Source organism: Streptomyces sp. NPDC002276, from assembly GCF_053891435.1.
In genome coordinates this window covers 65984-92180 of sequence record NZ_JBSFCQ010000022.1, presented here as the reverse complement: position 1 = coordinate 92180, position 26197 = coordinate 65984, and the positions used below count along the sequence as shown (strand labels likewise).

Sequence of the window (26197 nt, the reverse complement as noted above, 5' to 3'; positions counted from 1 at the left end):
TGGACCGCACGGCCGCCCGCGCGGGACACTGCCATTCCTGGCCAGCGCCGATGCCGGGCTTCCTTCGACATCACGGGGTAGGGATGGGATCGCCTGAAACGCGCGAGGCCGGGTCGCGCCGGGGCTCGGTGCTTCTCGCACTGCGTTACTACGGCCGGGAGTTGGTCCGGCTCCGCCGATGGACCGCCCCCGGCACACTGCTGCCGGCGCTCGGCAACATCGGCATCAACTACATCGCGCCGCTGATCGTCGCGAAACTCGTCGGCCGCATCGCCGGCGACACGGGCATCGGCGTCCGCTCGGCCCTGCCGTACGTCCTCGGGTTCGCCGGTGTGCTGCTGTTCGCCGAGGTGCTGTGGCGGCTCGGACTGCACTGTCTGAACCGGCTGGACGCGCTCGGCATCGAGCACCTGTACGTGATCGGCATGGACGAACTGTTCGCCAAGGACGCCGCGTTCTTCCACGAGAACTTCGCGGGGTCGCTCACCAAGCGGGTGTTGAGTTTCGCCTCCCGCTTCGAGGAGTTCGTCGACACTATGACCTTCCAGGTCGTCGGCAGCCTGGTGCCGCTGCTGTTCGGCTCGATCGTGCTGTGGCGCTACGAACCGCTGCTCGTCGTAGGGCTGTTGGTGATGATCGCGCTCACCGCCCTGGTCGTGGCACCCCTCATCCGGCGCCGCCAGGCACTCGTCGACCAACGCGAGGAGGCCATCGCCCGGGTCTCCGGCCATGTCGCCGACAGCCTGATGAACATGGACACGGTCCGCGCGTTCGCCGCCGAGGAACGCGAGGCCGCCGAACACCGCTCCCGCGTCGCCAAGTCACGCCGGCTGACCCTGCGCTCCTGGGACTACGGCAACCTCCGCATCGACACGCTCGTCGCGCCACTCTCCGTACTCACCAACGCACTTGGCCTGCTCCTCGCGGTCGCGCTCGGCGGCGGCGAGCACGGGGTCGAGGCGGTCGTGGTGGCCTTCACGTACTACTCCAACGCGACCCGGATCATGTTCGAGTTCAACCAGATCTACCGGCGCCTGGAAAGCTCGATGACGGAGGCCGCCCAGTTCACCGAACTGCTGCTGGCCTCGCCCACCGTCCTCGACCCGGACACACCGGAACCACTGCTCTCCCGCGCCGCCGACGTCCGCTTCGAGAAGGTGACGTTCGCCCACGCGGGCGCCGACACCCTCTTCGACGGCCTCGAACTGAACGTGCCCAGCGGCACGAAGATCGGCCTCGTCGGCCGGTCCGGCGGCGGCAAGACCACGCTCAGCCGGTTGCTGCTGCGCATGACGGACATCGACTCCGGCCGCATCCTGATCGGCGGCCAGGACATCAGCAGGCTGCGCCAGGCCGACCTGCGCGGCCTGATCGCCTACGTCCCGCAGGACCCGGCGATGTTCCACCGCACCCTGCGGGAGAACATCGCGTTCGCCCGGCCCGACGCCACCGACGCCGAGGTCCGCCGGGCGGCCGAGGCCGCGCACGTCACCGAGTTCGCCGACGCGCTGCCGGACGGCTTCGACACGATGGTGGGGGAGCGCGGGATCAAGCTCTCCGGCGGACAGCGCCAACGCGTCGCCCTGGCCCGGGCGATCCTGCGCGACGCCCCGATCCTGCTGCTCGACGAGGCCACCAGCGCCCTCGACTCCGAGAGCGAGGTCCTCGTCCAGGAGGCGCTGTGGCGGCTCATGGAGGGGCGGACCGCACTCGTCGTCGCACACCGGCTGAGCACGGTCGCCGGCATGGACCGGCTGGTCGTGCTCGACCGCGGCCGGATCGTCGAACAGGGCACGCACCAGGAGCTGTTGGCGGCCGAGGGCGCCTACGCGAAGCTCTGGCAGCACCAGTCGGGCGGCTTCCTCGACGAGAGCCCCGAGCGCGCCGCCGACCTGCGCTGACGTCCCGGACACCGGCCCGGTGTCCGGGACTTCCGGCACACGCGTGGACAACCGGTTTCTAGCAAACCGTGTTCCGGGACCGTGTCGTCGAGGTCACCCAGTCTTTTCGAAAGTTCGCCCAGGGTCTTGACGCCGTTTCCAAGCCGGAAGAAGCTCTGCCCCAACGCGTGACAACCGGTTTCTACTGGAGGTGGTGCGGTCATGCACCCACATGCTGGTGCTCCCCTGAGCCGCCGACGATTTCTCGCCCTCTCGGCAACCGGTGCCGCGACCGGCGCGGCGGCCCTCAACGGCTGCGCCCTCCAGGTCTCGACCGGCGTGAGCGGAGCGGGCGAGACCATCACGGTGATGGCGAAGGCCGACGACCTGGGCCCCGACCTGGTCAAGCAGGCCGAGCGGGAAACCGGCATCGCGATCAAGCGGGTGGACTACGACATCACCAAGCTGATCGCGATGCTCACCAGCGGAAACCCGCCGGATCTGGTGCGCGGGGTCGGCGCCGTGGACGCCGCGTTCTACGCCGTGCGGGGCGTGATGCAGGAACTGGACTCCTACTTCGCCACGAGCGGCGTCCTGCGCCCCGACGACCTGGACCCGGTCAACAACCTGTGGCGCTACGACGGAAAGGTCCAGGGCAAGGGCCCCCGCTACGGCATGGCCAAGGACTTCTCCCAGGACTCTATGTTCTGGTTCAACACGGCGGCCTTCGACAAGAAGGGCGTCGCCTACCCCTCGGAGACCGAACCCGTCACGTTCGACGAGTGGCTCGACAACGCCCAACATCTCGCACAGCGTTCGAACGGCCAGACGACCGTCTTCGGCGGCAGCTACAACGGCCTGGTCAAACTCACCCTCATGGCGACCATGACCGCCTCGGCCGGCGGCAGCCTCTTCGCCGACGACTTCTCCAAGGTCGACTTCACCACCCCCGAGGCCCGCAAGGCACTCGCCTGGTACCTGGACTACTGCCGGCTCAAGGTCGGCCCCAGCCCCGTCCTGCCCGACCCCAACGGCTGGGACGGCCCCACCTACCAGGCCGGACGGCTGGCCATGTCGAACAACGGCTACTGGATGGGCGGCATGATCGGCACCGACAAGAAACTGGCCCAGGTCTCCCGGCTCGCCCCCGCCCCCGTCTTCTCCGGCGGCCCCCGGATCAGCGCCTGCCAGGGCGGCACCGGCATGTGGATGCCCCGCAAGTCGAAGAACAAGGACGCCGCCTGGCGGATCTTCGAGTGGTACTTCGGCGAGGCACCTGCCAAGGCCCGCGCCTCCAGCGGCTGGGGCATCCCGACCCTGAAGTCCCTGCGCCCCCTGATGCCCCATCAGGAGGACTTCCAGAAAAGGACGTTGAGCGCACAGCGGAACGAACTGAAGCACTTCTCGGTGGTCGCCGTCTCCCCGTACATCTCGGGCGACGCCTTCGAGTCCCTCTTCAACCAGGCGGCCACGCCCGCGATGCAGGGCGAGACGTCCGTCAACCGCCTCGCCGGACGCCTCAACTCCGTCATCAACGAACAGATCAAACGCGGGAAGGAGCAGGTGGGATGACGGTCGATCAGGCAACCTCGCAGGCCGTCGGACGGCCGCACCCGACCGCGAAGACCGGCCGGGCCCGGTCCGCCGCGCGCACCGGGCCCTCCATGACGACGCGCCAGCACCGCGCGTTCTACATGTTCGCCTCGCCGTGGATCATCGGCTTCTCGCTGCTGACCATCGCGCCCATGGCGTACGCCCTGTGGCTGAGCTTCACCACGTACGACGGCATCTCCCCGCACTGGCACTACGTCGGCCTCGGCAACTACCGCGAGCTGATGGGCGATTCGGTCACCTGGGACGCCCTGGGCCGTGCCGGTCTGTTCGCGCTGCTGGCAGTGCCGCTGTCGATCATCGCCGGACTGGCACTCGCCGTCCTCGTCAACCGCCCCCTCAAGGGACGCGGGCTCTTCCGCACCCTGCTCTACCTCCCCGCAGTGGTACCGCCGGTGGGCGCGGGCATCGCCTTCAAGAACCTCTTCGACCAGAACTCCGGTGCCGCCAACGGGGTGTTGACCTTCTTCGGCTTCGACGCGATCGGCTGGCTGGCCGACCCCTACGCCCGCTACGTCCTCGTCATGACGGTGCTCTGGGCCGCGGGCAACATCATGATCATCTCGCTGGCGGGGCTCCAGGACGTCCCCCGCGAACTCCACGAGGCGGCCCGCATCGACGGCGCGAGCGCCAGGCGCACCTTCCGCAGCATCACCGTGCCGCTGCTGTCACCGGTCCTGCTCTTCCAGACCGTGACCGGGGTGATCGCCTCGGTGCAGACCATCATGCCGATGCTGCTCGCCCCCATGGCCGGCACGAACGGCCTCACCACGATCCCGCAGTCCAACTACACCTACATGATCCATGTGTTCTCGGAGTACTTCGCGCTCGGCCGCTACGGCTACGCCTCCGCACTGCTGTGGGTGCTCTTCGTCCTGATCCTCATCGCGACCGGACTCATCTTCAAGTTCACCTCCGGCGTGGTCTTCTACAACGTCGGCCCGGAGGCGCAGAAGTGACCGCCACCAGCGTGCACACCCCCAAGTCCCCGGCCCGCACGCGGATACGCGTCAACCGACTCGTCCTCTACACGGCACTCGTCGTCATCACCGGCCTGTTCCTCGGCCCGTTCGGCTGGCTGATCCTCACCGGCCTCAAGGCCCCCGCCGAGCTGGCGGCGGCTCCGGTGCACTGGCTGCCGACGCACTTCGAGTGGCACAACTTCGTCGACGCCTACAAGGCCATCGACTTCCTCGGCTACGCCCGCAACTCCCTGATCATCGCGACCATTTACGCCACCCTCGTGACCCTCAGCTCCGCCTGGGTCGGCTTCGGCTTCGCCCGGCTCACCGCGCCCGGCAAGAAGGTCCTGTTCGGCATCCTCATCGGCTCGATGATGCTGCCCCAGATGATCACCCTGCTGCCCACCTACCTGATCTTCGCCAAGTTCGGCATGGTGGACACCTATTGGCCGTGGGTGCTGTGGGGCCTGTCCTCCGCCCCCTACCTGGTCTTCCTCTTCCGCCAGTTCTTCGCGGGCCTGCCCCGCGAGTTGGAGGAGGCGGCCATCGTCGACGGCTGCGGCTACGGCGGGATCTTCTGGCGGATCTTCCTCCCGCAGTCCTGGCCAGTCCTCTCGGCGAGCTTCGTCATCGCCTTCACCTGGACCTGGGGCGACTACATAGCGCCCCAACTCCTCCTGTCCACCGACCACTCCACCCTCGCCGTCGCGGTGATGACCACGTATGTCTCGGCGGCCGGCACCCCGAACACCAACCTCCAGGCCGCGGCCTCCGTGATGTACGTCGTCCCGATCCTGCTGATCTTCCTCGTCGCCCAGCGCGGGTTCGTCGCCGGGATGTCTACGAGCGGCCTCAAGTAACCCTTCTTTTCGCCCTGTTGCAAGGAGTCGCACTATGAACACGCCCTTGTCCCGTCGTACGGCCCTCCAGGCCGCCGGTGCCACCGCGCTCGCCGCCGGTCTGTCCGGGCTGACCGCCACGGCGGCGCAGGCCGGTGACGGCCACAACTCCCGCCCCAAGCTGGTCACTTACCCGCGCCCCACGACCATGCCGACCAACACCAGCTTCCAGGTGCGGGTCCGTACCGCCCCCGACGGCGCCTGGCAGACCCTCGACATCTACCGGCCGCAGTTCGAGGAGATCAACGCCACCACCGGGTCGGGCAAGGTCTACAGCTCCTCGATGGCGTACTTCGACTTCAACGGCTCGGTCGAGGTCGAGGTGACGTACCTCAAGGGCGGCACCACCAAGGCCCGGGTGAGACCGGACGCGCTGGGCATCAAGCCCGAACTCCTCGGCGACACCCTGCGGTTCACGCTCGACGAGCCCAAGGACGTCGTCGTCCAGATCAACGACGAGATCTTCGACGCCCTGCACCTCATCACCAACCGCGTCGAGCACCACACCCCGTCCGCCGACGACCCGAACGTCATCTACTTCGGCCCCGGCGTCCACACCGTCACCGGCAACGTCCTCCTGGTCCCCAGCGGCAAGACCGTCTACCTCGCGGGCGGTGCCGTGCTGACCGCGCAGGTCTACTTCAAGGACGTGGAGAAGTCCCGCCTCACCGGCCACGGCGTGCTCTACAACAACCCCGGCGGCGCGATCCTCTGCGAGGGCAGCAAGAACATCCGCGTCGAGAACGTCATCATCCTCAACCCGGCGGGCTACGCAGGCACGTTCGCGGAGAGCAAGAACGTCCACATCACCAAGGCGCGCGCGTTCAGTTCGCGGGGCAACGGCGACGGCTTCGACGTCTTCTCCTCCACCGGGATCACCTTCGACGGCTGCTTCATGCGCAACTCCGACGACTGCATCGCCATCTACTGCCACCGCTGGGACTACTACGGCGACACCCGCGACATCACCGTCAAGAACTGCACCCTGTGGGCCGATGTCGCCCACCCGATCAACGTCGGCACGCACGGCAACTCCGACGCGCCCGAGACGATCGAGAACCTCGTCATCAAGAACATCGACATCCTCGACCACCGCGAACCCCAGATGAACTACCAGGGCTGCATCGCCCTCAACCCCGGCGACTCCAACCTCATCAAGAACGTCCGCATCGAGGACGTCAGGATCGAGGACTTCCGCTGGGGCCAGGTCATCTACATGAAGGTGATGTTCAACACGAAGTACAACACGTCGGTCGGTCGCGGTATCGACGGTGTCTACGTGAAAAACCTCAGCTACACGGGCACGCACGCTGAGCCGTCGCTCTTTCTCGGCTACGACGCCGAACACGCCATCAACAACGTGACGTTCGAGAACCTGGTCATCAACGGGCTGGTCGTCACCGACTCGATGAAGAAGCCGAGCTGGTACTACACGACCGATGCCATCCAGTGGTTCTACAACGAGCACGTCACCAATCTGAAGTTCCTCACCACGGCCGAGGCAGAGGCGGCTGCCGCGTCATGACGAGCCCTGCACCTAGGAGGGAGCGTCGGTCGGCTGCGGCGCCGTTGGGGCTGGTCGCGCCGTTCCCCGCGCCCCTTCGGAGCGCTGTTGCCGAGCCGCAGTCGACAACAGCGGGTCCGCTTAGCCGCCGGTGCTTCCTCGGCGGCACCGCCGCTCTCCTGCTGGCCTCGGGCGCGAGCGGACTGCTCGTGCCCGGGCGGGCGTTGGCGGTCGGCGACGACACCGAGGTGGCCTTCTCCCACCCCGGCCTCCTGCACACCGCCGACGACCTCGCTCGCATGAAAGCCGCGGTCGCCGCCAAGCAATCTCCGGTCTACGACGGCTACTTGGCGCTCGCTGCCCACGCCCGCTCCTCGTCCTCGTACGTCGTGCAGAACACCGGGCAGATCACCACCTGGGGCCGCGGCCCCGCCAACTACCAGAACCAGGCCGTCGCCGACTCGGCCGCCGCCTACCAGAACGCCCTCGTCTGGGCGGTCACCGGCGACGCCGCGCACGCCGACAAGGCCCGCGACATCCTCAACGCCTGGTCCGCCTCGCTCACCGCCATCACCGGAGCCGACGGCCCCCTCGGCGCGGGCCTCCAGGCCTTCAAGTTCGTCAACGCGGCCGAACTACTCCGCCACACCGGCTATGACGGCTGGAGCACCGCCGACATCGCCCGCTGCGAGGACTCCTTCCTTCGCGTCTGGTACCCGGCCCTCTCCGGCTACTCCCTCTACGCCAACGGCAACTGGGACCTGACGTCCCTTCAATCCCTCCTGGCCATAGGCGTGTTCACCGAACAACCCACCCTCTTCTACGACGCGCTCCGCTTCGCCGCGGCCGGCGCGGGCAACGGCAGCGTCCTGCACCGCATCGTCACCGCCGCCGGCCAGGGTCAGGAGAGCGGCCGGGACCAGGGCCACGAACAGCTCGCGGTCGGCCTGCTCGCGGACGCCGCCCAAGTCGCCTGGAACCAGGGCGTCGACCTCTGGGGTTTCGACGGCAACCGCATCCTCGCCAACGTCGAGTACGCCGCCCGCTACAACCTCGGCGGCGACGTCCCCTTCACCCCCGACCTCGACCGCACTGGCAAGTACATCAAGTTGACCGTCTCGGCCACCTCGCGCGGCACCCTGCCGCCCATCTACGAGATGGCGTACGCGCACTACGCGGGCGTGCGCGGCCTCGACACCCCGTACACGAAGAACGCCGTCTTCCGTGGCAGCGGAGGCACCCGGGTCGTCGAGGGCAGCAACGACGACCTGCCGAGTTGGGGGACCTTCGCCTACGCCGGTGCAACGGCATCCGCGCCGACCGTGCCGACACCACCGGCCGGTGTCACGGCGGTGGGCAACGACGGTTCCGTGCGGGTGAGTTGGCTGCCCTCGACCGGGGCCGACTCCTACACGGTCCTGCGGGCGAGCGACGTCGACGGCCGCTACGAGAGGATCGCGTCCGGAGTCGCGCAGCCGACGTACACCGACCGGAACGTGCACGAGGGGCGTACCTACTACTACACGGTCTCGGCCTCCAACACCCTTGGGAGGAGCGGTAGTTCGACATGGGCCGCCGCCTCCGCAGGGCTCCCGAGGCCCTGGTCGACCCAGGACATCGGGGACGTGAAGATCCCCGGTTCCGCCGTCTTCGACGGTGAGCGCTTCGTCCTGGAGGCGAGCGGCACCGCAGACACCTACCGTCTCGCCCACCTCCCACTGCGCGGCGACGGCACGGTCACCGCGAGGATCGTGTGGCCGCTCAGCTCGCAGTACTCCAAGATCGGCGTCACCGTCCGCGCCTCCCTCGACGCGGACGCTCCGCACGCCTCGATGCTGATCCAGGGGCTGCCGCTGCACACCTGGAGCGGGGTGTTCTCCACCCGGCCCGCCACCGGCGCCGACATCTCCGCGACCGGAAGCACACCCGTACCGCCCGCGCAGCAACAGGCGATCACGACATCCGCCGCCTTCCCGATCTCCAACCTCGGCACGCTGCCCGAGTCGGCGACCCCGCTGGAGGCGCCGTACGTCGAGGGCGCGGGCGACGGCTACCGGCTGCGGAAGCCCTACTGGGTGCGGGTGACCCGGAAGGGCGCCCGCTGCACCGGAGCCATCTCACCGGACGGCGTCCACTGGACGGAAGTAGGCTCCACCGAGGTCGAGTTGGGGCGTACCGCCTACGCGGGACTCGCTCTCACCTCCTGCCTCGGCGTCGACCAGGACTACGCCGAGACCGGCACCGGCGCCTTCGACAACGTCAGCGTGACGTCGGCGAACGGCACGGTCTGGCGCGTACCGCGCCCCGCACGCACCGCCACCGACCTGAGGGACGAAACCGGTGCCGACGCCATCGAGTTGGCCTGGTCCGACCCGGACCTGTCCGCCGAGTACACGGTCCTGCGCGCCACCGGAGCCACCGGGCCGTACAAGACCCTCGCCACCCGCGTCGGCCCGGTCGGCTTCGGCACCCGCATCCGCTACGTCGACGCGACGGGGACGCCCGGAACGACGTACTACTACACGGTCGCGAAGACCAACGCCGGTGGACGCGGCCCGCGTTCAGCACAGGCACAGGCCGTGATGCCGACCCCTGCTCAACCGCAACTCACCTCCGCCACCGCCGTGTTCACCAACCAGGGTGCCGACTTCCGCTATCCGCTGCGGGCCTCGCACGAGCCCGTGCGGTTCGGTGCGGACGGGCTCCCCGCCGGTCTGCGCGTCGACCGGCGCACCGGGCTCATCTCCGGAATCCCCACGGAGACACGGGAGTTCACGGTCGCGACCACCGCCGCCAACGCCTCAGGAACCGCCACCGGAACCCTCGCCCTCACGGTCGGCACCGCGCCGCCCGCGCCGTGGACATACGGCGATCTCGGCGACACCGTGCTCGACGACCGAGACTTCGGGACGCTGGGCGTGGTCGCGATCACCACGCCGGGAAGTACGTCGTACGACGGCGGGACCTTCACCGTGCGCGGCGCGGGCGTGGACCTGAACGCCAACGGCCAAGGAATGACAGGGCAGTTCGTACGGCAAGCCGTGAGCGGTGACTGCGAAGTCGTCGCCCGGCTCGTCTCCCGGACCGGTACCACGGCCGACCGGGTGGGGCTGCTCATGGCGAAGTCGCTGTCGCCGTTCGACCAGGCGGCGGGCGTGATCGTCAGCGGTGGGACGACCGCTCAACTCATGCTCCGCAAGACCGTGGCCGGTGCCTTCGCCTTCACTGGTGGCGCCGCTGTCACCCTCCCCGCCCTGCTGTGGTTGAAGCGCGCCGGGACCGCCTTCAGCGCAGCCCTGTCCATCGATGACGGTGTCACGTGGACCCCCCTCGCCGACGGAGAGATCCCCGGCTTCGGTGACGCCCCCTACTACGTCGGCCTGGTGGTCTGCTCGCGCAGTCAACCGGTCCGGTGCACCACGGAGTTCGACGAGGTGAGCATCGCGCCCACCTGATCCTCCACGGATTGGAGATGCACAGCAATGAGCCGCACTTCCCCCCACGAGCACCTCCGCAGAACAGAGTTGAGCCGTCGCGGTCTGTTGAGGACCGCAGCCGCCGCTCTCGGCGGCGCCGCGGTGGCCACGACCGCGCACGCGGCCCCGGCCACCTTCACCCACCCCGGCATGCTGCACAACGCCGGTGACATCAACCGGGCCAAGGTCAGGGTCGCGGCGGGAACCGACCCCTGGCTGTCCGGCTGGAACAGGCTGACCGCCAACTCCCATGCGCAGTCGACCTGGACGAACCGGGCGACCGCGACGATCATCCGGGGCGGCGACGGGCAGAACTACAGCCTGCTCTACAACGACATCGCCGCCGCCTACCAGAACGCCCTGCGCTGGAAGGTCGGCGGCACCGAGGCGAACGCCGTGTGCGCCGCGAACATCCTCAACGCATGGTCCACCACGCTGACTTCGGTGACCGGGAACGCCGACCGGTTCCTCGCGGCCGGTCTGTACGGCTGGCAGTTCGCGAATGCCTGCGAACTCATGCGGGACTACAGCGGGTTCGACCTCGCCGCCGCGCAGCAGATGCTGGCGAACGTCTTCTACCCGCTCAACAACAGCTTCCTCACCAACCACAACGACGCCTGCATCACCAACTACTGGGCCAACTGGGACCTGTGCAACATGGCGTCGATCCTGGCCATCGGGATCCTCAACGGGGACAGCGCCAAGTACGACCAGGCCGTCACCTACTTCAAGTCGGGTGCGGGGAACGGCTCGATCGCGCACGCCGTGCCGTATCTGTACACCGACTCGGACGGCTACGCGCTCGGTCAGTGGCAGGAGTCCGGCCGCGACCAGGGCCACACCGTCCTGGGCATGGGCCAGATGGGCGCGATCTGCGAGATGGCCTGGAACCAGGGCGACGACCTGTACTCGTACGACAGCCGCCGCTTCATGAAGGCCGCGCAGTACGTCGCCAAGTACAACGCGGGCAGCGACGTGCCCTTCACCACCTACACCTGGGGTACCGGGCAGAGCTGTGCCCAGTCCTCCCAGACGGTGATCTCCTCCGCCTCGCGCGGCCAGATCCGGCCGGTGTGGGCGATGCTCCACTTCCACTACAAGCGTCGGATCGGCCTCGACGACAAGTACATCTCGGCCATGTACTACAACCTCGTCGCACCCGAGGGCGGGGGAGGTGACTACGGCTCCGACAGCGGCGGCTACGACCAGCTCGGCTTCGGGACCTTGATGTACGCGAAGTAGCGGCCCGGCCTGTCCACGGGTCGGGACCTGTGCCCGACCCGTGGACGCCCTCTTGACCCCGGGCGACGGTGGATCGACACTCCAGTAGGGAATCCTAGTGAACAGGTAGGGAAACATGGGGCGCCTTGAGCCGGTCACCACCAGCCGAGTGGACCGTTCGCCCCTTCTGACCTCCCGCCGTCACATCGATCTGCTGCGGGTGTGCAGCGCCATGAGCCCACTGCGCTGAGCCCCGTCCACCGTTCGACGACGCTTCCGCCGCGCGTACGTCCACGCGCCCGTACCCGGGGAGTCCCATGTCCGTCACGCCTCTCGCCGCCGTCCCCTCACCCCGCTCCGCCCCCCAGTTCCGTGGCCGGATCGGGAGCGACGCGCGCAGCGGGCACTACGCCGTTCCCCGCCGCTACCGCCTCCATCTGTCCACCGCCTGCGCCGACGGCCTGCGCATCGCCGTCACCCACAGCCTGCTCGGCCTCGAAGAGAGCTGTCCGGCCGTGTTCCTGTCCGCCGTGCCCGACTGTCCGAGTGGTGGACACTCCGCGCTGCGCCCGCTCTACGAGGCGAGCGCCCACCGCTACTCCGGACCCGCCGCCGCGCCCGTGCTCAGCGACGACTGGTCAGGCCGCATCGTCAGCACCCACGCCCCCGACATCACCCGCGACCTCGCCCGGCACTTCGGCGCGGGCGGACCCCGGCTCTACCCGTGCGGCGCCGAGTCGGAGATCGAGGCCGTCGAGCGGCTCTGCGCGCAGGGCGTCGAGGACGCGGCGCAGCGCGCCGGAGCGGCCGGTGGCGAACAGGCGGAGCGCGACGAGGCGCTGGGCCGGCTGCTGGAGACACTGGGCTCGCTCGACCGCTGGCTGGACGGCCGCGAGCACATGATCCGCGACGAACTCACCGCCGCCGACGTCGAGTTGTGGGTGACGCTGGTGCAACTCGACACCGTGCACCGCTACCACCTGGACGCCGCCGCCGTGCAGAGCGTCGCCGACCACCCCCACCTGTGGGCCTACGCCCGTCGGCTGGCCGCCCACCCGGCCTTCGGCACCCATCTGGACCTCGACGGCATCGCCCGCCGCCACCACGCCCGTTGCCAGGGTCTGGAGGCCGCCGGAGCCGCCGTCCAGATTCTGGACTGGGCGGCCCATGCGGCGGACGAAACGGGAGCTTGCCGCAGTTGAGCGGCGTCCGCACCGTCCACTTGCTGGACGGCCGTTGACATTCGTTCGAGCAATTGTCTTAACTTGCGGCCAGAACGGTCATGAGTGTCAGCGACAAGCCCTGGCTTGCTGACCGGCAACCCTCGCACGCGGTGGGGTGCCCCAGGTGACGACCGGACCGGATGACGTTTCGGTAAGCGCGAGGCCCTGCGGGGCCGGAACAGTGACAGGTGACGCCATGTACGCAGCTCCCAGGACGGCCACATGCCGCCCGCAGGGCTGCGTACGGTCGTACGCCAACCTGTTCGTCGCCGACCGCGCTGTCGATCTGCTCCGGGTCAGCAGCGCACTGTGTACCGCGACGGGCCGCGCCCGCTGTCGGGCCTGACGACCAGTCGGCCGACGCACTTCTGACGCACACCCGATCCCGTCGGTGTGCCTGCCCCCTCCCCGCCCTCGGTCCCGCGCTCCCGCGCGTGCCGTCCGCCGTCGCGCGTCCACCGCCACGGACCGGGGTCTGTGAACCCGCCGGAGCCCACCATGAGTGAACCCCCAGGCACCACCGTGTCCCTGGCCGACGCCACCGTAGCTGATGCCTCGTCAAAACCCCTGACAGCACAGCGAGTTCAGCCGCTGCGCCGGCCCGGCCGGTGGATCGTCACCCTGGTCGTGCTGGTGGTGGGCGCGCAGTTCGTCCACGGACTGGTCACCAACTCCTTCTACCAGTGGGACCGCTTCGGCTACTGGTTCCTGCGCCCGACGATCCTCGACGGACTCGTCATCACCCTCGAAGTCGCCGCGCTCAGCGCGGTGTTGGGCCTCCTCGGCGGCATCCTGCTCGCCCTGGCCCGACTCTCCAAGAGCCCGGTACTGCGCGCGGCGAGCTGGACCTACGTATGGGCCCTGCGCTCGATCCCGCTCATCGTGGTGCTGATCTTCCTCTACAACTTCAGCGCCCTGTACCAGACGCTCAGCATCGGCGTCCCCTTCGGACCCGCCTTCTTCTCCTTCGACGAGTCGAAGCTCGCCACCGACATGGTCGTCGCCGTCGTCGGACTCAGCCTCAACGAGGCGGCGTACGCGGCCGAAGTGGTCCGCGGCGGCATCCTCTCCGTCGACCAGGGCCAGCACGAGGCGGCCTCCGCCCTCGGCCTCCCCAAGAGCTACCAGTTCCGCAAGATTGTCTTCCCGCAGGCGCTGCGCTCCATCACCCCGAACTACGTCAACCAGCTGATCGGCCTGATCAAGAGCACCTCGCTGGTCTTCTACGTCTCGCTGCTCGACCTGTTCGGCTCCGCGCAGACGATGGGCTCCACCTACCCCGGCGACATCGTGCCGCTGCTCCTGGTCGTCACCGTCTGGTACCTGATCCTGACCAGCGTCGTGTCCGTCATCCAGTTCTACGTCGAGCGGCACTACGCCCGGGGCGCCACCCGCAACCTGCCGCCCACCCCGATCCAGAAACTCCGCACCGGTGTCACCGATCTGCGGGCCCGCATCCGGAGGGAGACCGCCGTATGACCACGAACACCGTCGAACCGCTGGCGGACATCACACCCGCCGCCGTAGAGGTGCACGACGTCCACAAGTGGTACGGCGCCCATCGCGTGCTGGACGGCGTCGACCTCACCGTGCGGCCCGGCGAGGTCACCGTGATCCTCGGCCCGTCCGGCTCCGGCAAGTCCACACTGCTGCGGGTCATCAACCACCTGGAGAAGCCCGAGATCGGCTACGTCAGCGTCAACGGCGAACTCATAGGGGTGAAGCAACAGGGCGGACGGCTGAAGGAGTTGAGCGAGCGGGCCATCCTCGCGCAGCGCAGCCGGATCGGGTTCGTCTTCCAGAACTTCAACCTCTTCCCGCACCTGACCGTCCTGGACAACGTGGCCGCCGCCCCGGTCGCCACCGGCAGGCTCGGCAAGCCCGAAGCTCTGGAACTGGCAAGGGAGTTGCTGGGCCGCGTCGGTCTCGCCGAGAAGACCGGCGCCTACCCCAGGCAGCTCTCCGGCGGCCAGCAGCAGCGCGTCGCCATCGCCCGCGCCCTCGCCCTGCGGCCCGGCGTCATCCTCTTCGACGAGCCGACCTCCGCCCTCGACCCCGAACTCGTCGGCGAAGTCCTGTCCGTCATCAAGGACTTGGCGACCAGCGGCACCACCCTCGTCATCGTCACCCACGAGATCGGCTTCGCCCGCGAGGTCGCCGACCGGGTCGTTTTCATCGACGGCGGAAAGATCGTCGAACAGGGCCCGCCCCACGAGGTCCTCGACAAACCACAGCACGAGCGCACCAGGGACTTCCTCAGCAAGGTCCTCTGAGCCACGCCCTCTTCACCTTCACCTTCACCTTCAAAAGCCCTCAACACCGAGCCTAGGAACAGCCATGTCTACTCTCAGCCTGCGCAGCAGAATCACTCGCGGACTCACCGCGGGAACCGTCCTCGCTTCCCTCGCCGGTGGTCTCGCGGCCTGCGGCGGCGACAGTGACGCGGCCACCACGTCCGGCAGCGCCGCCTCCGGCACGGTCACCGTGGGCGCCTTCTCCCTCGGTGCCGCCAAGGAGGCGACGCTCAAGGTCGCCGAAGTGAAGTCGATCAGCGCCGAGTTGCCCAAGTCCATAGCGAAGAGCGGCAAGTTGGAGATCGGTGTCGGCTTCCTGCCCGCCGGCTCCCCGCCGCTCGGCTACGTCGGCTCGGACCAGAAGACCCTCACCGGTTCCGAGACCGACATCGCCCGCCTGGTCGCCGCCGTCCTCGGGCTCAAGCCCGAGCTGAAGAACTCCACTTGGGAGAACCTCTTCATCGGCCTGGACAGCGGAAAGGTCGACGTCGCCTTCTCCAACGTCACCGACACCGAGGAGCGCAAGGCGAAGTACGAGTTCGCCTCCTACCGCGAGGACAACCTCGGCTTCGCGGTGAAGGCCGACAACTCCTGGAACTTCGACGGCAATTACGAGAACCTCGCCGGCAAGACCGTCGCCGTGGGCGCGGGCACCAACCAGGAGCGGATCCTCCTGGAGTGGAAGAAGAAGCTGGCCGCCGAGGGCAAGAAGGCGCTCACCGTCAAGTACTTCCAGGACAACAACAGCACCTACCTCGCGCTGGCCTCCGGGAAGATCGACGCCTACCTCGCCCCCAACCCCTCGGTCGCCTACCAGGTCTCCTCGACCAAGGGCACGGCCAAGGCGGTCCGCAACGCGGGCACGTACTCCGGCGCCGGATCCACCCTCCAGGGCCTGATCGCGGCCACCGCGAAGAAGGACAGCGGCCTCGCCAAGCCCCTCGCGGACGCCATCAACTACCTGATCAAGAACGGCCAGTACGCCAAGTGGCTGGCCGCCTGGAACCTCTCCAACGAGGCCGTCGCCAAGTCCGAGATCAACCCGCCCGGACTGCCGAAGACCGACTCCTGACCCACCCTCTCAGCAAGGGGACCCCGCCGCGCCCCGGCGGGGTCCCTGACCCGTGCGACCAGTACCGGAGCCGTCACCCGATGTCTTCCACCGCCAGTATCGAAACGACCACCTGCCACGTCCTGGACAACCCGGCCTGGGCCGCGCTCACCGGCCCGCACGCCCATCTCGCCGAACGCGTCGGCCGCGCCGCCCGCTACCCCGTCGACGTGGCCGGCTTCAACGCCATCACCGACAACGACGACCCACGCGCCTGGGCCGACCTGGCCACGCTCGTCGGCCCCGGCTCCACCGCCGCCGTGCGCGGAGTGAGCGAGACCCCGGACGGCTGGGAGATCGTCCGTTCCGGACAGGGTGTCCAACTGGTGGACACCGCTCTGCGGGCCGAGCCCGACCCCGAAGCCGTCCGTCTCGGCCCGGACGACGTGCCCGAGATCCTCGACCTGGTCGCCCGCACCGAGCCCGGCCCCTACCTGCCCCGCACCGTCGAGATGGGCACCTACCTCGGCATCCGACACGAGGGCCGACTCGTCGCGCTGGCCGGCGAACGCCTCCACCCGCCCGGCTGGACCGAGATCAGCGCCGTGTGCACCGACCCCGACCACCGCGGCCGGGGACTGGCCACCCGCCTGGTCCGCGCCGTCGCCGCCGGCATCAAGGAACGCGGCGACCACCCGTTCCTGCACGCCGCGGCCACCAACACCAACGCCATCCGGCTGTACGAGTCGATCGGCTTCACGCTGCGCGCCCGTACGGTCTTCTCGCTCGTCCGGTTCACCGGTCCGACTTCCGCCGCCGATCCGGAAGAAACGGCATAGGCATGCGGTTGCCCCTAATGAAGCCGGATTCCGTGGAGGTGGAGCACATGTGTGGCGCCGCTGTACTCCACGTGCGACTCACCACGCGCAGCACATAGATCTGCTGCGCGTGGCCGGCGCGCTCTGTCGCCCCTGACCCGTTGCCCCACCCGCCGTACGCCCATATCTCTGGGTCGGCGATCTCGTACGGACCTCCAGGAAGGCACCACTCGTGTCATCGACTTCCCCTTCTCCCCTGCATCTCGCCGTCGCCCTCGACGGCACCGGCTGGCACCCCGCCTCCTGGCGTGAACCGGTGGCCCGGCCCCGCGACCTGTTCACCGCCGCCTACTGGGCCGACCAGGTCGCCGAGGCCGAGCGCGGTCTGCTCGACTTCGTGACCTTCGAGGACGGCCTCGGTCTCCAGTCCTCGCGCTACGGCGAGCTGGACGGCCGCACCGACCAGGTCCGCGGACGCCTCGACGCCGTACTCGTCGCGGCCCGCATCGCACCGCTCACCAGCCACATAGGCCTGGTCCCGACCGTGGTGTCCACGCACACAGAGCCGTTCCACATATCCAAGGCGATCGCCACCCTCGACTACGTCAGCACCGGCCGCGCGGGTCTGCGGGTGCAACTCTCCGGCCGCCCGCACGAGGCCGACCACTTCGGCCGGCGCGACTTCCCGCCGATCGACCTGGAGAGCCTGCGCACCCCGGCCGGACAGGAACGGCTCGCCGAGCACTTCGACGAGGCCGCCGACTACATCGAGGTCGTGCGCCGCCTCTGGGACAGCTGGGAGGACGACGCCGAGATCCGGGACACAGCCACCGGCCGCTTCGTCGACCGCGACAAGCTGCACTACATCGACTTCGAGGGCCGCCACTTCAGCGTCAAGGGCCCCTCCATCACCCCCCGGCCGCCACAGGGCCAGCCGATCGTCAGCTCCCTCGCCCACCAGACCGTCCCGTACCGGCTGGTGGCCCGCGCCACCGACATCGGCTACGTCACCCCGCACGACACCGACGAAGCACGGGCGATCATCGCGGAGATCCGCGCCGAGCAGCAGGCCGCCGGACGCGCCGACGAACCGCTGCACATCTTCGGCGACTTGGTGGTCTTCCTCGACGACGACGAGGCCACGGCCGTCGCCCGCCGCGAGCGCCTCGACGCCCTCGCGGGCGAGCCGTACACCAGCGACGCCCGGATCTTCGCCGGAACGCCCGCCCAACTCGCCGACCTCCTCCAGGAGTTGCAGTCGGCGGGGCTGACCGGCTTCCGGCTGCGGCCCGCCGTCGCCGGACACGACCTGCCGGCGATCACCCAGGGGCTGGTCCCCGAACTCCAGCGCCGGAACGCCTTCCGCCGCGCCTACGAGGCCGACACCCTGCGCGGCCTGCTGGGGCTCGCCCGCCCCGCCAACCGCTACGCCGCCGCCGCGGCCACCGCCTGAGCCGGAGGGACCGTACGACATGAGCAAGCCCCTGAAGCAGATCCACCTGGCCGCCCACTTCCCCGGTGTCAACAACACCACCGTGTGGAGCGACCCCGCGGCCGGCAGCCACATCGAGTTCAGCTCCTTCGCGCACTTCGCGAAGACCGCCGAACGCGCCAAGTTCGACTTCCTCTTCCTCGCCGAGGGCCTGCGGCTGCGCGAACAGGGCGGAAAGATCTACGACTTGGACGTGGTCGGCCGCCCCGACACCTTCGCGATCCTCGCCGCGCTGGCCGCCGTCACCGAACACCTCGGCCTGACCGGCACCATCAACTCCACCTTCAACGAGCCCTACGAGGTGGCCCGCCAGTTCGCCAGCCTCGACCACCTCTCCGACGGCCGCGCGGCCTGGAACGTGGTCACCTCCTGGGACGCGTTCACCGGCGAGAACTTCCGGCGCGGCGGCTTCCTCCCGCAGGACGAGCGCTACTCCCGGGCCAAGGAGTTCCTCGCCACCACCAACGAACTCTTCGACTCCTGGCACGGCGACGAGATCCTCGCCGACCAGGCCACCGGCACCTTCCTGACCGACGCCAAAGCCGGAGCCTTCGTCCACCAGGGCCAACACTTCGACATCCACGGCCAGTTCAACGTCCCGCGCTCCCCGCAGGGCCGCCCGGTCATCTTCCAGGCCGGCGACTCCGACGAGGGCCGCGAGTTCGCCGCCTCCAGTGCCGACGCCATCTTCAGCCGCTACAGCACCCTCGACGAGGGCCAGGCCTTCTACACCGACGTCAAGTCCCGCCTCGCCAAGTACGGCCGCAGGTCGGACCAGTTGCTGATCCTCCCGGCCGCGACCTTCGTGCTCGGCGACACCGACGCCGAGGCGGAAGACCTCGCGAAGGAGGTGCGCCGCCAGCAGGTCAGCGGCGCAACGGCTCTCAAGCACCTGGAGTTCGTCTGGAACCGGGACCTGTCCTCCTACGACCCGGACGGCCCGCTGCCCGACATCGACCCGGACGTCAGCGACAACCACATCTCCAAGGGCCGCGCCCAAGTCCGCATGTACCGCGATCCGTTGGCCACCGCCCGCGAGTGGCGCGAGCGGGCCGCCGCGAACAACTGGTCCATCCGCGACCTGGTCATCGAGACCGGCAACCGGCAGGCCTTCATCGGCTCCCCGTCCACGGTCGCGAAGACCATCAACGACTTCGTGCAGGCCGACGCCAGCGACGGCTTCATCCTCGTCCCGCACATCACCCCGACCGGACTCGACCCGTTCGCCGACAAGGTCGTCCCGCTCCTCCAGGAACAGGGCGTCTTCCGCACCGAGTACGAGGGCCACACCCTCCGCGACCACCTCGGCCTCGCCCACCCCGACGAGGTGCGCGAGGAACGGGCGGCGTCGTGAAGTTCCTCGCGATCACGCTCATCGTCCACCGGCCCGACCCGGTCACGGGCATCCGGAAGCCGACCTACGAACGCTTCCGCGAGGTCCTCGAAAACGCCGTGCTGGCCGAGGAGTTGGGCCTCGACGGCTTCGGCGTGGGGGAGCGGCACGAGCGGCCCTTCATCTCCTCCTCGCCGACCGTCGTCCTCAGCCACGTCGCCGCGCTCACCCGCCGCATCCGCCTCTTCACGGCGGTCACCACGCTGAGCCTCCTCGACCCGGTGCGGGCCTACGAGGACTACGCCACGCTCGACCATCTCTCCGGCGGACGCCTGGACCTGATCATCGGCAAGGGCAACGGCACGGCCCAGCGCGAGCTGTTCCATGTCACGCCCGAGGACCAGTGGGAGCGCAGCGCCGAGAGCTACGAGGTGTTCCGGCAGCTCTGGCGGCAGGACAAGGTGACCGCGAAGACCCGGTTCCGCCCGGAGTTGAAAGACGCGGAGGTGTGGCCCAGGCCCTACCAGCAGCCGATCCGGGTCTGGCACGGCAGCGCCACCAGCAAGGAGAGCGTCGACCTGGCCGCGCGCTACGGCGACCCGCTGTTTTCCGCGAACGTCACCAACCCCATAGAGCCGTATGCCGAGTTGATCCGCCACTACCGGGAGCGCTGGGAGCACTACGGCCACGACCCGGCCGACATCGCGGTCGGCGCGGGCACGGCGGGCCTCTACGTCGCTCCCACGACCCAGGAGGCGCTGACCGTCTACCGCCCGATCTTCGAGAGCAACCTCGCCTTCCAGAAGCAGGTGGGCCTGCCCATCGTCTTCGAGACCCTGGAGGACTACGTCGAGCGCAGCTCCGCGCTGATCGGCAGCCCCCAGCAGGTCATCGACAAGGTGCACCGTTACCACGAGCAGTTCGGCCACACGGTGCTCCATCTCCACGCCGACGCCAGCGGCTTGACGGACCGTCAGCACCGTGACTCGCTGGAGTTGTTCGGGTCGGCGGTGGCTCCCGTGCTGCGCAAGGACATCCCGGACCCGCCGTTCGACTGGGGCCCGGTTCTGCCGGAGGCGTCCACCAGTGAGGAGCCCGCGCGTGCCTGACATCCCTCTCGGCGTCCTCGACCTGGTCCCGATCTCCTCCGGCTCCACCGCGCCCGAGGCCCTGCGCAACTCCATCGAACTCGCGCGCAGGGCCGAGGAGTTCGGGTACGCCCGCTACTGGTTCGCCGAGCACCACCTCAACCCCGGGGTCGCGGGCACGTCCCCCGCGGTGGTCCTGGCCCTGACGGCTTCCGCGACCTCCACCATCCGGCTCGGCTCCGGCGCCGTACAACTCGGCCACCGCACCGCGCTGTCCACGGTCGAGGAGTTCGGTCTGCTCGACGCGCTGCACCCCGGCCGCTTCGACCTGGGCCTGGGCCGCTCGGGCGGCCGACCGTCGCCCCCACTGCCCTCGGCCACCCCGGTCGTCGACGGCCGAGCCCCCAACGGCCTGCGCATCCCGCCCCGTTTCTCCTTCGAGTTCCTCCTCGGCTCGCCCCGGATCGCGCTCCAGCGCAAACTGCTCCTGCTGCCCAAGGCCGAGTCCCAGGAGTACGGCGAGCAGATCGACGACGTCCTCGCGCTGCTGGCCGGCACCTACCGTTCCCCGGAGGGCGTCGAGGCACACGTCGTACCGGGCGAGGGTGCCGATGTCGAACTGTGGATCCTGGGCAGCAGCGGTGGCGTCAGCGCCGAGGTCGCGGGCCGCAACGGCCTCCGCTTCGCGGCGAATTACCACGTCAGCCCCGCCAGCGTCCTAGAGGCAGCGGACGGTTACCGCGCCGCCTTCCAGCCCTCCGACATCCTCGACAAGCCGTACGTCAGCGTCTCCGCTGATGTCGTCGTCGCCGAGGACGACGACACGGCCCGTGAACTCGCCACCGGCTACGGTCTGTGGGTGCGCTCCATCCGTACGGCGGAGGGCGCCATCAAGTTCCCGACCCCCGACGAGGCCCGCGCCCACGTCTGGACCGACGAGGACCGCGAGCTGGTCCAGGACCGCATCGACACCCAGTTCGTCGGCTCACCCGCCCGGGTCGCCGACCAACTGGAACAACTCCAAGAGGCCGTCGGCGCCGACGAGTTGCTCATCACCACCATCACCCACGACCACACGGACCGGGTGCGGTCGTACGAACTCCTCGCCGAGGAATGGCGCCGCCGGGGTCACTCGTCCCAGTCGAGCTGATGTGAGGCGTTCGATCATGGCGCGGGGAGCCGGATCGCCCTGTGCCATGATCGATGCCATGGCCGTCCGTATCGAACCCGCCGATGTCACCGACCTCCACCAGGTCCTGGAGGACCACGCACGCTACTGGGGCGAGCGCGACCTCCGCGCGCTTCATCTGACCGCGCTGGTGCAGGAGTTCGGGTCCACCTGCCTGGTCGCCCGGGCCGACGACGGCATCCGTGGGTACCTCTTCGGGTTCGTCACGCCGGACCACACCGGGTACGTGCACCTGATCGCGACCCGGGACGACGCGCGCGGCACCGGCCTCGGCCGCAGCCTCTACTCGGCGTTCATCGAGGCCGCCGAACGGCAGGGCGCGGTCCGTCTCAAGGCCATCACCTCGGTCACCAACGAGGGTTCGATCGCCTTCCACCGCACCCTTGGCTTCGACGCGCGTGTGGTCGAGGACTACGACGGCCCGGGCCGACCCCGTGTCGTCTTCACCCGCGAACTGCCGCCCCGCTAGCGCGGCCGCACAGCTCCAGCAGTCGCCGTCCGCCCTCCCCGGCGAACCACTCCGCGTGCCCCACGTAGTACTCGTACGCCAGCCGGGTGTTCGCCGCCGAGCGCGTGACGCCGTGGAAGTAGCCCAGCTCGGAGAGCGCGAACTCGGCGTGGACCAGGGGGAGTAGCGCGGGGAGTGCCTGAGACTCGGCTGGGCTGAGCGGACGTATGGACCGGTAGCCGTCGAGGAGCGCGAGGGCGTCCTGCTCGCGGACCGGGAAGCCGGGCTGGAGCCACTGGACCGTGTTGCGTTCGATCGCGGTGGCCAGGTCGTGCACGGCCGTCGTCCGGTCGCTCATGCCGAAGTCCAGGGCCGTAGCGACCGAACCGTCCTCGTTCCAGAGGAGGTTGGAGGCGTGCCAGTCGTTGTGGGTCCACAAGGGATCCAACCCCTCAAGGTGCGGGGCCAGTTCCTCGTGGAGCGGGAGCAGGACCCGCCGGGTGTCCTCGCGCCACGGGAAGTCCCCCAACCCCTTTGCCAGTTGGGGGCGTTGCTGCACGTACCGCTCCAGCTCCGGCTGCGGGTCGGCCGAGGCGAACACCGTGAACGACGCGACCAGCGGCTGCACTTGGCGGCGCGGGGCGTCGAAACCCTCCGCCGCCAGGTGCAGGCGGGCCAGCGCCTCACCCGCCGCGCGAGCATGGGCGGAGGTGCGGAACGGGGACCATGACAGGGCGTCGCGGTAGAGGTCCGTGCCGGTGCCGGTCGAGTGCACCTCGTACGTCCACTCGCCGCGCGTCGCCGCGTCCAGCACCTCGACCACCGGTGCGCCGCGCCGCCGTAGATGCCGTAGGAAGGCGTGTTCCTCGGTCAGGCCCTCCAGTGTGCGTACGGAGGTGTGGTGGCGTTTCACGAACAGGTGGCGGCCGTCCTGTTCCACCACGGCCGCTGCCGACAGGGGGCGTGGGCTGCGCCATACCACCCGGGCCGGGCCCACGATGTCGGTCACCTCGGTGTCCGTCAGGGGTGGCCAGTCGGGGGCGACCGGGTCGGTGCCCAGGCCGTGGGCGAGGTGTGAACTCACGCTGTCTTCACCGCCGTTGTGCCGCGTAGGGCGTCCAGGACGCGGCGCTCGGTCGACGCGAAGTCGGGGTTGGTGAAGTCGTCCGCGCCGCGCGGGCGGGGCAGCGGGACCTCGACGCGGTCAACGATCGTGGCCGGGCGGGGGGACAGCACGTGGACCGTGTCCGCGAGCAGGACCGCCTCGCGGATGTCGTGGGTGACCAGGACGACGGTCCAGCGGTGGCGCTGCCACATGCCGGCCAGCCACAGCTGCATCTCGGTGCGGGTGAGGGAGTCGAGCGCGCCGAAGGGTTCGTCGAGCAGGAGGACCGGGCGTTCCAGGACGACCGTGCGCAGCAGGGCCGCGCGTTGCCGCATGCCGCCGCTGAGTTGGGAGGGGTACGCCTTCTGGAAGCCGTCGAGGCCGAAGTCCGTGAACAGGGCGTCGGCCCGGCGCCGTGCCTCCTTCTTCCCAACTCCCTGCGCCTCAAGGCCCAGTGCCGTGTTGTCGAGGACCGTCCGCCAGGGGAAGAGGAGGTCCTTCTGTGGCATGTAGGCGACCTTGCCGGACTCCACTCCGGCCGCCTCGCCCTCCACCAGTACCTGGCCCGACGTGGGGCGGTCGAGTCCGGAGACCAGGTTGAACAACGTGCTCTTGCCGCTGCCGCTCGGGCCGATGACGGCCGCGAACTCGCCCTGCTCCACGGTGAGTTCGAGGTCCCGCAGGACTTCCAGGGGGCCGAAGGACTTGCCGACGCCCTCGATGCGCAGACTGCTCATGACGACTTGTCCTCCTTCAGCGCCCGTTCCCACGGGAGTACCAGCCGTTGCAGCAGGAAGGTCGCGCCGAACAGGGCGATGCTGAGCGCGGCGGTCACCGCGACCGCCGCGAACACCAGGTCCGTGCGGAACGCGCTCTTCTGGGCCTGCATGTAGATCCCGAGGCCCGCTTCCGCGCCCGCGTACTCGGCGAAGACGGCGCCGACGACGGCGTAGGTGATGCTCACGCGCAGCCCGGCGAAGAAGTACGGCATCGCGCTCGGCACCCGGACCAGCCGGAACGTCCGCCAGCGGCCCGCGCCGAGCGAGCGCAGCAGCCGCATCGCGTCGCGGTCGGTCGCCGCGAAGCCCGCCGCGAGGTTCGCGGCGAGCGGGAAGAACGTCGTCAGCGTCACCACCAGCATCTTCGGCAGCAGACCGAAGCCGAACCAGATGATCAGCAGCGGTGCGACGGCCACGATCGGGATGGTCTGCGAGGCGACGAGCAGCGGGTACAGGCCCCGGCGGGCGGCCGAGGAGAAGTCGAGGAGCACGGCGACCAGCCAGGCCGCCGCGAACGACAGCGCGAAGCCGAGCAGCGTCTCCTGGAGGGTGGGGAGCGTCTGGTCCCACAGGTCCTGGCGGTTCAGCCAGCCCTGCTCCACCACCCGGGCGGGGGAGGGGAGCGTCGTCGGATCGACTCCGGCGGCGGTGACGTAGAGCTGCCAGCCGCCGAGGAGCACGGCCAGGACGAGGAGCGGCGGCCACAACGACCGCAGGAGCGGCCTCACTTGGCGTCCGGGAGATAGGCGTTGGTGAAGAAGGTCGAGGCCTTCGGGGCGGCGGTGAGCTTCTTGCCGTCGGCGTCGACCAGGAGGCCCGCCTTGTACTCGAAGTCCGCGAAGGCCTGCCAGCGCTCCGCGCTCTGCGTGCCGATCGAACCGTCCGCGCCCTTGTAGTACTCCTTGGCCAGCAGTGCCTCGCTCTCCCGCACCAGCTTGGTGTTGGTGAGGACGCTCTTGTTCGCCGAGATGAGCAAGTCGGCTGCCTGGGACGGGTGTTCGGCGGCGTAGCGGTAGCCCTTGTCGACGGCCGCCAGGAACTTCTTCGCGGTCTCCGGGTTCTTCTTCAGGAACTGGTCCGAGGACGCGACGAGGGTCGAGTAGATCGCCGGGAAGCCGTAGTCGGAGAGCTGGAAGTTCTTCAGCGGCTTGCCGCTCAGCTCCGCCTCCAGGCCCTCCCAGGTCGGCATCGGCATCGCGAAGTCCGCCTTGCCCGCGTAAAGAGCCGCGTACGCCGAGGTGTTGAGGGTGACCTGCTTGAAGTCGCCCTTGCCGCCCGCGTTCTGGATCACCTTCTGCAACAGCGGCTTCTCGTACGGGGCGCCGAAACCGGCGTACGTCTTGCCGTCCAGGTCCTTCGGCGAGGTGATGTCGGTGCGGTCGGCGCGCACGGCGATCGTCACGTCCGTCTTCTGCGTCACCGCGTACACGGAGGTGATGTCCTGGCCCGCCGCTCGCGCGGTGGTGATGCCCTCCTGGTACGAGATCCCGAAGTCCGCCTTGTGGTTGGCGATCAGGGTCTCGGGCGCGGTCGAGCCGTACGGCACGATCTTCACGTTGATCCCGGCGGCCTTGAACCAGCCCTTGGCCTGGGCGACGTAGATGCCGGTGTGGTTGGTGTTGGGCGTCCAGTCCAGGGCGAGGGTGACGGTGGTGGTGCCGTCCTTCGCGGCGGCCGTGGAGTCGGCGGAGCAGCCGGTGACGGCGAGGAGGGCGGTCGCGGCTATGGCGGACAGGGCGGTACGGCGATGCATGTCGGGTCCTTCGAGGGGTGGGAGGGCTGGCGGGTCGGTCCGGTCAGGGCCGACACAGCGCGCTGCCCACC

Annotated in this window: 22 protein-coding genes and 1 riboswitch; of the genes, 18 read left to right on the top strand and 4 right to left on the bottom strand. The window is 69.2% G+C overall.

All coding sequences use genetic code 11. The features are described 5' to 3' along the window. Positions 1 to 83 precede the first annotated feature (83 nt). The 18 genes from ACWIHT_RS39705 to ACWIHT_RS39620 all read left to right on the top strand — a co-directional run bounded on the left by ACWIHT_RS39705 (position 84) and on the right by ACWIHT_RS39620 (position 22510). Positions 84 to 1901, top strand: a complete 1818-nt coding sequence (locus tag ACWIHT_RS39705) for an ABC transporter ATP-binding protein (RefSeq protein WP_456173392.1) — start codon at positions 84 to 86, stop codon at positions 1899 to 1901. A 201-nt stretch (positions 1902 to 2102) separates the two neighbouring features. Next, complete coding sequence (locus ACWIHT_RS39700) at positions 2103 to 3452, top strand: ABC transporter substrate-binding protein (protein ID WP_456173391.1); 1350 nt, start codon at positions 2103 to 2105, stop codon at positions 3450 to 3452. Then, positions 3449 to 4450: a carbohydrate ABC transporter permease gene (locus ACWIHT_RS39695; RefSeq protein ID WP_456173390.1), complete on the top strand. Its 1002-nt coding sequence runs from the start codon at positions 3449 to 3451 to the stop codon at positions 4448 to 4450. Before ACWIHT_RS39700 ends, ACWIHT_RS39695 begins: the two co-directional genes overlap by 4 nt. Next, a complete protein-coding gene (locus ACWIHT_RS39690; protein ID WP_456173389.1) occupies positions 4447 to 5313 on the top strand; it encodes a carbohydrate ABC transporter permease in 867 nt (288 codons plus the stop codon). The genes ACWIHT_RS39695 and ACWIHT_RS39690 overlap by 4 nt, the downstream gene beginning before the upstream one ends. A gap of 34 nt (positions 5314 to 5347) precedes the next feature. Next, positions 5348 to 6877, top strand: a complete 1530-nt coding sequence (locus ACWIHT_RS39685) for a glycosyl hydrolase family 28 protein (protein WP_456173388.1) — start codon at positions 5348 to 5350, stop codon at positions 6875 to 6877. A 188-nt stretch (positions 6878 to 7065) separates the two neighbouring features. Further along, positions 7066 to 10311, top strand: coding sequence for an alginate lyase family protein (locus tag ACWIHT_RS39680; protein WP_456173446.1), 3246 nt, complete (start codon positions 7066 to 7068; stop codon positions 10309 to 10311). A 27-nt stretch (positions 10312 to 10338) separates the two neighbouring features. Next, positions 10339 to 11574, top strand: a complete 1236-nt coding sequence (locus tag ACWIHT_RS39675; RefSeq protein WP_456173387.1) for an alginate lyase family protein — start codon at positions 10339 to 10341, stop codon at positions 11572 to 11574. 115 nt (positions 11575 to 11689) lie between these two features. Continuing rightward, positions 11690 to 11803, top strand: coding sequence for a putative leader peptide (locus tag ACWIHT_RS39670; protein ID WP_317880146.1), 114 nt, complete (start codon positions 11690 to 11692; stop codon positions 11801 to 11803). A gap of 67 nt (positions 11804 to 11870) precedes the next feature. Then, the gene (locus ACWIHT_RS39665; protein WP_456173386.1) at positions 11871 to 12755 is read left to right on the top strand and encodes a glutathione S-transferase C-terminal domain-containing protein; all 885 of its coding nucleotides are present in this window, start codon (positions 11871 to 11873) and stop codon (positions 12753 to 12755) included. Positions 12756 to 12831: 76 nt separating this feature from the next. Then, positions 12832 to 12940: riboswitch (SAM riboswitch) on the top strand. A 334-nt stretch (positions 12941 to 13274) separates the two neighbouring features. After that, entirely contained in the window at positions 13275 to 14255 is a 981-nt protein-coding gene (locus ACWIHT_RS39660) for an amino acid ABC transporter permease (RefSeq protein ID WP_456173385.1), read from the top strand. Next, entirely contained in the window at positions 14252 to 15049 is a 798-nt protein-coding gene (locus tag ACWIHT_RS39655) for an amino acid ABC transporter ATP-binding protein (protein WP_019072665.1), read from the top strand. Before ACWIHT_RS39660 ends, ACWIHT_RS39655 begins: the two co-directional genes overlap by 4 nt. A 64-nt stretch (positions 15050 to 15113) precedes the next feature. Beyond that, positions 15114 to 16142, top strand: a complete 1029-nt coding sequence (locus ACWIHT_RS39650; RefSeq protein ID WP_456173384.1) for an ABC transporter substrate-binding protein — start codon at positions 15114 to 15116, stop codon at positions 16140 to 16142. A gap of 80 nt (positions 16143 to 16222) precedes the next feature. Next, positions 16223 to 16960, top strand: a complete 738-nt coding sequence (locus tag ACWIHT_RS39645) for a GNAT family N-acetyltransferase (protein ID WP_456173383.1) — start codon at positions 16223 to 16225, stop codon at positions 16958 to 16960. A 211-nt stretch (positions 16961 to 17171) separates the two neighbouring features. Beyond that, a complete protein-coding gene (locus tag ACWIHT_RS39640) occupies positions 17172 to 18392 on the top strand; it encodes an LLM class flavin-dependent oxidoreductase (protein ID WP_456173382.1) in 1221 nt (406 codons plus the stop codon). Between the two features lie 19 nt (positions 18393 to 18411). Next, positions 18412 to 19785, top strand: a complete 1374-nt coding sequence (locus tag ACWIHT_RS39635) for an NtaA/DmoA family FMN-dependent monooxygenase (protein ID WP_456173381.1) — start codon at positions 18412 to 18414, stop codon at positions 19783 to 19785. Further along, the gene (locus ACWIHT_RS39630) at positions 19782 to 20873 is read left to right on the top strand and encodes an LLM class flavin-dependent oxidoreductase (RefSeq protein ID WP_456173380.1); all 1092 of its coding nucleotides are present in this window, start codon (positions 19782 to 19784) and stop codon (positions 20871 to 20873) included. Before ACWIHT_RS39635 ends, ACWIHT_RS39630 begins: the two co-directional genes overlap by 4 nt. Then, positions 20866 to 22002 (top strand): LLM class flavin-dependent oxidoreductase, encoded by a 1137-nt coding sequence (locus ACWIHT_RS39625; protein ID WP_456173379.1) that lies wholly within the window; start codon positions 20866 to 20868, stop codon positions 22000 to 22002. The genes ACWIHT_RS39630 and ACWIHT_RS39625 overlap by 8 nt, the downstream gene beginning before the upstream one ends. 58 nt (positions 22003 to 22060) lie before the next feature. After that, entirely contained in the window at positions 22061 to 22510 is a 450-nt protein-coding gene (locus ACWIHT_RS39620) for an N-acetyltransferase family protein (RefSeq protein WP_456173378.1), read from the top strand. Here ACWIHT_RS39620 and ACWIHT_RS39615 read toward each other — a convergent pair. From ACWIHT_RS39615 to ACWIHT_RS39600, 4 genes are read right to left on the bottom strand one after another with little or no spacing between them, the layout of a single operon-like run. After that, positions 22485 to 23573 (bottom strand): phosphotransferase enzyme family protein, encoded by a 1089-nt coding sequence (locus tag ACWIHT_RS39615; RefSeq protein ID WP_456173377.1) that lies wholly within the window; start codon positions 23571 to 23573, stop codon positions 22485 to 22487. The genes ACWIHT_RS39620 and ACWIHT_RS39615 overlap by 26 nt on opposite strands. Next, on the bottom strand, positions 23570 to 24331 hold the full coding sequence (locus tag ACWIHT_RS39610; RefSeq protein WP_456173375.1) for an ABC transporter ATP-binding protein: 762 nt from the start codon (positions 24329 to 24331) through the stop codon (positions 23570 to 23572). Before ACWIHT_RS39610 ends, ACWIHT_RS39615 begins: the two co-directional genes overlap by 4 nt. Beyond that, positions 24328 to 25101 (bottom strand): ABC transporter permease, encoded by a 774-nt coding sequence (locus ACWIHT_RS39605; protein WP_456173374.1) that lies wholly within the window; start codon positions 25099 to 25101, stop codon positions 24328 to 24330. Before ACWIHT_RS39605 ends, ACWIHT_RS39610 begins: the two co-directional genes overlap by 4 nt. Continuing rightward, on the bottom strand, positions 25098 to 26126 hold the full coding sequence (locus ACWIHT_RS39600) for an ABC transporter substrate-binding protein (RefSeq protein WP_456173373.1): 1029 nt from the start codon (positions 26124 to 26126) through the stop codon (positions 25098 to 25100). The genes ACWIHT_RS39605 and ACWIHT_RS39600 overlap by 4 nt, the downstream gene beginning before the upstream one ends. Between the last annotated feature and the right edge of the window lie 71 nt (positions 26127 to 26197).

Coding starts and splice junctions, on each gene's coding strand:
- ACWIHT_RS39705 (WP_456173392.1), top strand. CDS start 84: ATGGGATCGCCTGAAACGCGCGAGGCCGGGTCGCGCCGGGGCTCGGTG.
- ACWIHT_RS39700 (WP_456173391.1), top strand. CDS start 2,103: ATGCACCCACATGCTGGTGCTCCCCTGAGCCGCCGACGATTTCTCGCC.
- ACWIHT_RS39695 (WP_456173390.1), top strand. CDS start 3,449: ATGACGGTCGATCAGGCAACCTCGCAGGCCGTCGGACGGCCGCACCCG.
- ACWIHT_RS39685 (WP_456173388.1), top strand. CDS start 5,348: ATGAACACGCCCTTGTCCCGTCGTACGGCCCTCCAGGCCGCCGGTGCC.
- ACWIHT_RS39675 (WP_456173387.1), top strand. CDS start 10,339: ATGAGCCGCACTTCCCCCCACGAGCACCTCCGCAGAACAGAGTTGAGC.
- ACWIHT_RS39670 (WP_317880146.1), top strand. CDS start 11,690: ATGGGGCGCCTTGAGCCGGTCACCACCAGCCGAGTGGACCGTTCGCCC.
- ACWIHT_RS39665 (WP_456173386.1), top strand. CDS start 11,871: ATGTCCGTCACGCCTCTCGCCGCCGTCCCCTCACCCCGCTCCGCCCCC.
- ACWIHT_RS39660 (WP_456173385.1), top strand. CDS start 13,275: ATGAGTGAACCCCCAGGCACCACCGTGTCCCTGGCCGACGCCACCGTA.
- ACWIHT_RS39655 (WP_019072665.1), top strand. CDS start 14,252: ATGACCACGAACACCGTCGAACCGCTGGCGGACATCACACCCGCCGCC.
- ACWIHT_RS39650 (WP_456173384.1), top strand. CDS start 15,114: ATGTCTACTCTCAGCCTGCGCAGCAGAATCACTCGCGGACTCACCGCG.
- ACWIHT_RS39645 (WP_456173383.1), top strand. CDS start 16,223: ATGTCTTCCACCGCCAGTATCGAAACGACCACCTGCCACGTCCTGGAC.
- ACWIHT_RS39635 (WP_456173381.1), top strand. CDS start 18,412: ATGAGCAAGCCCCTGAAGCAGATCCACCTGGCCGCCCACTTCCCCGGT.
- ACWIHT_RS39620 (WP_456173378.1), top strand. CDS start 22,061: ATGGCCGTCCGTATCGAACCCGCCGATGTCACCGACCTCCACCAGGTC.
- ACWIHT_RS39610 (WP_456173375.1), bottom strand. CDS start 24,331: ATGAGCAGTCTGCGCATCGAGGGCGTCGGCAAGTCCTTCGGCCCCCTG.
- ACWIHT_RS39600 (WP_456173373.1), bottom strand. CDS start 26,126: ATGCATCGCCGTACCGCCCTGTCCGCCATAGCCGCGACCGCCCTCCTC.